At 69.9% G+C, this 4,851-nt stretch carries 2 protein-coding genes; both read left to right on the top strand.

What is annotated here, in order from left to right; translation table 11 throughout:
• Positions 1–3,398 (top strand): amino acid adenylation domain-containing protein (locus ACIQU3_RS36805; RefSeq protein ID WP_403930155.1); only part of this gene is annotated, 3,398 nt, incomplete at its 5' end.
• On the top strand, positions 3,398–4,851 hold a 1,454-nt coding region (locus ACIQU3_RS36810), incomplete at its 3' end, for a condensation domain-containing protein (protein WP_403744462.1). The genes ACIQU3_RS36805 and ACIQU3_RS36810, both read left to right, overlap by 1 nt.

Below are 4,851 nucleotides of genomic sequence, written 5' to 3' on the forward strand. Positions count from 1 at the left end.
CGGACACGATCGACGTTCCGGAGAACCGCATCCCGCTCGGCGCCGAACACATCACCCCGGACATGCTCCCGCTCGTCGAGCTGTCCGAAGCGGAGGTCGAGCGGATCGTCGCGACGGTCCAGGGTGGCGCGCCCAACATCGCTGATGTGTATCCCCTGGCGCCTCTGCAGGAGGGACTGTTCTTCCACCACCTGCTCCAGACCGACGGTGGCACGGACGTGTACGCGGCCCCGCGGGTCATCGAGTTCGACTCACGGGACCGCCTGGACACCTTCCTCGGCGCTCTGCAGCGGGTGGTGGACCGGCATGACATCTACCGCACGGCGATCGTGTGGGAGCAACTGCGTGAGCCGGTGCAGGTCGTGGTCCGGACGGCCGAACTGCCCGTCCACGAAGTCTCTCTCGACCTGCAAGTCCCCGACCTGGTCGAGCAGTTGATCGCGGCCGCCGGATCGAACATGGACATCCGGCGCGCGCCGCTGATCGACGTGCACATCGCCGCACAGCCTGACCAGGACGGTGGGTGGCTGGCGTTGCTGCGGATGCATCACCTGGTCCAGGACCACACCGGCCAGGACGTGCTGCTGGATGAGATGCGAGCGTTCCTGTCGGGACGGGAGGACTCCCTGCCCGAGCCGGTGCCCTTCCGGAACTTCGTCGCGCAGGCCCGACTCGGTGTGACACGGGAGGAGCACGAGCGGTACTTCGCCGACCTGTTGGGCGATGTGGAGGAGACCACTGCTCCGTACGGTCTGCTCGACGTGCACGGTGACGGCAGCGGTGTCGAGCGCTCCCACCTGGACGTCGACGACGCGGTGGGCCGGCGAGTACGCGACGTCGCCCGCTCACTCGGTGCGAGCCCGGCCACCGTGTTCCACCTGGCCTGGGCGCGGGTGCTGGCCACCATCAGCGGCCGCGACGACGTCGTGTTCGGCACCGTGCTGTTCGGACGCATGAACGCCGGTGCGGGTGCGGACCGGGTGCCCGGGTTGTTCATCAACACCCTGCCCGTTCGCGTCCGTGTCGACGGGGTCGGTGTGGGCCGGGCACTGCAGGGCGTACGCGACCAGCTCGCGGAACTGCTCGTGCACGAGCACGCGCCGCTCAGGCTGGCGCAACAGGCCAGTGGCGTCCCCAACGGCAGCCCGCTGTTCACCTCGCTGTTCAACTACCGGCACGGCAAGCGCCCGCAGACGGAGCCCGGCCCGCACGCCGCCACCTCGTCCAAGGGCATGAGCACCGTGTACGCCCGGACCGCCACCAACTACCCGGTGGCTGTGTCGGTGGACGACCTGGAGTCCAGGTTCGGACTGAATGTGGACGCGGTGGCCCCGGTAGACGGGCAGGCGGTGTGCCGGCTGCTGCACACCTGCCTGGACAGCGTGGTGACTGCCCTGGAGCACGACCCGGACAGCTCGTTGTCGTCGATGGACATCCTGGACACGGTCGAGAAGGACCGGCTGCTGACGGACTGGAACGACACGGCGGTGGGGGGCGTCGCGTCGATGGTGCCCGCCCTGTTCGAGGCTCAGGTGCGACGTACCGCGAGCGCGGTGGCGGTGGTCCAGAACGGTGCGGAGGTGTCGTTCGCGGAGTTGGAGGCACGGGCGAACCGGCTCGCACGCTACCTGCGGCATCAAGGCGTGGGCGCGGAGACCGTGGTGGGTCTGTGCCTGCCGCGCGGGGTGCAGACGATCGTTGCGATCCTGGGTGTGTGGAAGGCGGGGGCGGCGTACGTGCCGGTCGATTCCACGATGCCCATCGAACGCATCGCGCACGTGCTGGCAGACAGCGGTGCGGTGCTGACGCTCACCACGGGCGAACTCCTCGAGTCACTGCCGTCGAGCGGGCATCGGCTGGTCGCGGTGGACGCGATGGATGCGTCCGAGTCGATGCAGCCGTCCACGAAACCGGAACCGGAACCGTCGGCGGCACCGGAGGGGCCGGCCGAGCCCACAGCGCCGTTGCCGGACCAGATCGCGTACGTGATCTACACGTCGGGTTCGACGGGGCGGCCCAAGGGCGTGGCGGTCACGCACGGCGGACTGGCCAACTATGTGACCACGGTGCCCCGGCAGATCGGGCTCGACAGGCCCGGTCGCCACGCGGTGGTGCAATCCCAGACGACCGACTCGGGGAACACGTTGGTGTTCGCCAGTCTGGTCACCGGCGGAGAGCTGCACATCCTGGATGAGGACACGGTGACCGATGCGGTAGATGTGAGCAGGTATCTGACGGAGCATCGCATCGACTACCTCAAGGCCGTGCCCTCGCATCTCGCGGCGCTTGCGGCCGGGCCCGGGGGCGCCGCCGGGGTGCTGCCGGGCAAGGCGTTGGTGCTGGGCGGTGAGGAGGCACCGCCGGAACTGGTGGCGGGCTTGCTGGCGGCGGCCGGTGAGCAGGAGGTGTTCAACCACTACGGCCCGACCGAGGCGACCATCGCGGTGGCGACGGCGCGGCTGTCTCCGGAGTCGATCGGCTCGGGTGCGGTGCCGGTGGGCGGGCCGGTGGCTAACACGCGGCTGTACGCGCTGGACGCCCGCCTGCAGCCGGTTCCCGTGGGTGTCGCGGGCGAGCTGTACGTCGCCGGTGCACAGGTGGCGCGCGGCTATGTGGGCCGGCCCGACCTGACCGGCGAGCGGTTCGTGGCCTGCCCGTACGGTGATGCGGGCGAGCGGATGTACCGGACCGGGGACCTGGTGCGCTGGACCGGGGACGGCCAGTTGGTGTTCGCCGGTCGAGTCGATGAGCAGGTGAAGATCCGTGGATTCCGGATCGAGCCCGGAGAGATCGAGACGGTGCTGGCCGCGCACCCGCAAGTGGCGCAGGCCGCGGTGATCGCACGGCAGGACACTCCCGGCGACAAGCGCCTGGTCGCCTACGTGGTCCCGGCCCCCAACGGCGGGATCACCTACGCCCCCGCCGACGCCACGGCGGAGGACCTGCCGAATGCCCTGCCCAATGCCCTGCGTACGTGGGCGAGCGGCCGGCTGCCCGGTCACATGGTGCCCTCGGCTGTGGTCTCCTTGGACGCGTTGCCGCTGACGGTGAACGGGAAGCTGGACCGTGCGGCTCTGCCCGCGCCCGAGTACACGGAAAACCAGGGGCGCGGCCCGGCCACGCCACAGGAGGAGATCCTCTGCCGGGCGTTCGCCCGCGTGCTCGGCCTGGAGCAGGTCGGAGTCGACGACGACTTCTTCGCCCTCGGCGGGCATTCGCTGCTGGCGACCCGATTGAGCAGCGAGATCAGAGAGGAACTGGGGACGGAACTGCCGATCCGGGCGGTCTTCGGCACCCCGACGCCGGCCGGGCTCGCGGTCTGGCTCGCACAGCAAAGTGACAGCCGTCGGAAAGCTAGGCCCGCGCTGCGGCCGATGCGCAGCCAGGAGGAGTCCTGATGATCCCGCTCTCGTTCGCCCAGCGTCGTTTGTGGTTCCTGGCACAGCTGGAGGGGCCGAGCACCACGTACACGAACCCGACGGTGCTGCGCTTCCCGGAGGCGCTCGACCGGGAAGCGCTGGAAGCAGCGCTGCGGGACGTGCTGCAACGGCACGAGGTGCTGCGCACGGTGTTCCCGGCGCCCGACGGCGAGCCGTATCAGCGCATCCTGCCCGTCGACGAGACCGGTTTCGAGCTGGTCGTCGCAGATGTGGCTCCGGAACACCTGACGGAGACCGTCGAGCACACCGTGCGGCACGCCTTCGACCTGGCCACGGAGATCCCGCTGCGAGCCAGTCTGCTCACGGTGGGCCAGGACGAGTGTGTGCTCGTCCTGCTCGTGCATCACATCGCCTGGGACGCCTGGTCGGCCGGTCCGCTGGCGCGTGACCTGTCGATGGCCTACGCGGCGCGACGTGAGGGCCGGGCGCCCGCGTGGGAGCCCCTGCCTGTGCAGTACGCCGACTACGCCATGTGGCAGCGGGAACTGCTGGGCGACGAGGACGACCCGGAGAGCGTGCTGTCCCAGCAGGTCGAGTATTGGCGGCGGGCCCTGACGGGAGTCCCCGAGGAACTGTCGCTGCCGACCGACCGGCCGCGACCGGCCGTCCCGACCCACCGCGGTCACCAGGCCGAGCTGGAGATCCCGGCCGTCGTGCACGAGCGGCTCGTCACCATGGCACGCGAGCGCGGCATGAGCCTCTTCATGGTGCTCCAGGCGGCACTCGCCGTGACGATGTCCCGGCTCGGCGCCGGTACGGACATCCCGATCGGTTCAGCCATCGCCGGACGCACCGACAAGGCACTCCACGACCTGGTCGGGTTCTTCGTCAACACGCTCGTCATACGCACCGACCTCTCCGGCGATCCGACGTTCACCGACGTGCTGGACCGGGTCCGGGAGACGAGCTTCGGCGCGTTCGAGCACCAGGACGTCCCCTTCGAGCGGCTCGTGGAGGAACTGGCGCCGGCCCGCTCCCTCGCGCGGCACCCCCTCTTCCAGGTCATGCTCACGCTGCAGAACGCCGGTCCGGCGAAGCTCGACCTGTCCGGCCTCAAGGCGTCCCGCATGACCCGCGGAACTGCCGCGGCGAAGTTCGACCTGGAGGTCGCAGCCGCCGAGACCTTCGGTACCGGCGGTGCACCGGCCGGTATGCGCGGCGTGGTGACGGTAGCGGCCGACCTCTTCGACGAGGAGACGGCCCACCGGATCGCGCGCCGCTGGGTCCGAGTGCTGTCGGCCGTAGCCGCGGACCCGTCGACGCGCATGAACTCGGTGGAGATCCTCGACGACGACGAGCGCCGGAAGATGCTCGTGGACTGGAATGACACGGGGGTTGAGGTTTCGGGGTTGACGTTGCCGGAGTTGTTTGCGGCGCAGGTGGTGCGGACGCCGGGTGCGGTGGCTGTGGT

Origin of the sequence: Streptomyces sp. NPDC101110 (assembly GCF_044759525.1) — a bacterium.
In the GTDB taxonomy this organism is placed as follows: domain Bacteria; phylum Actinomycetota; class Actinomycetes; order Streptomycetales; family Streptomycetaceae; genus Streptomyces.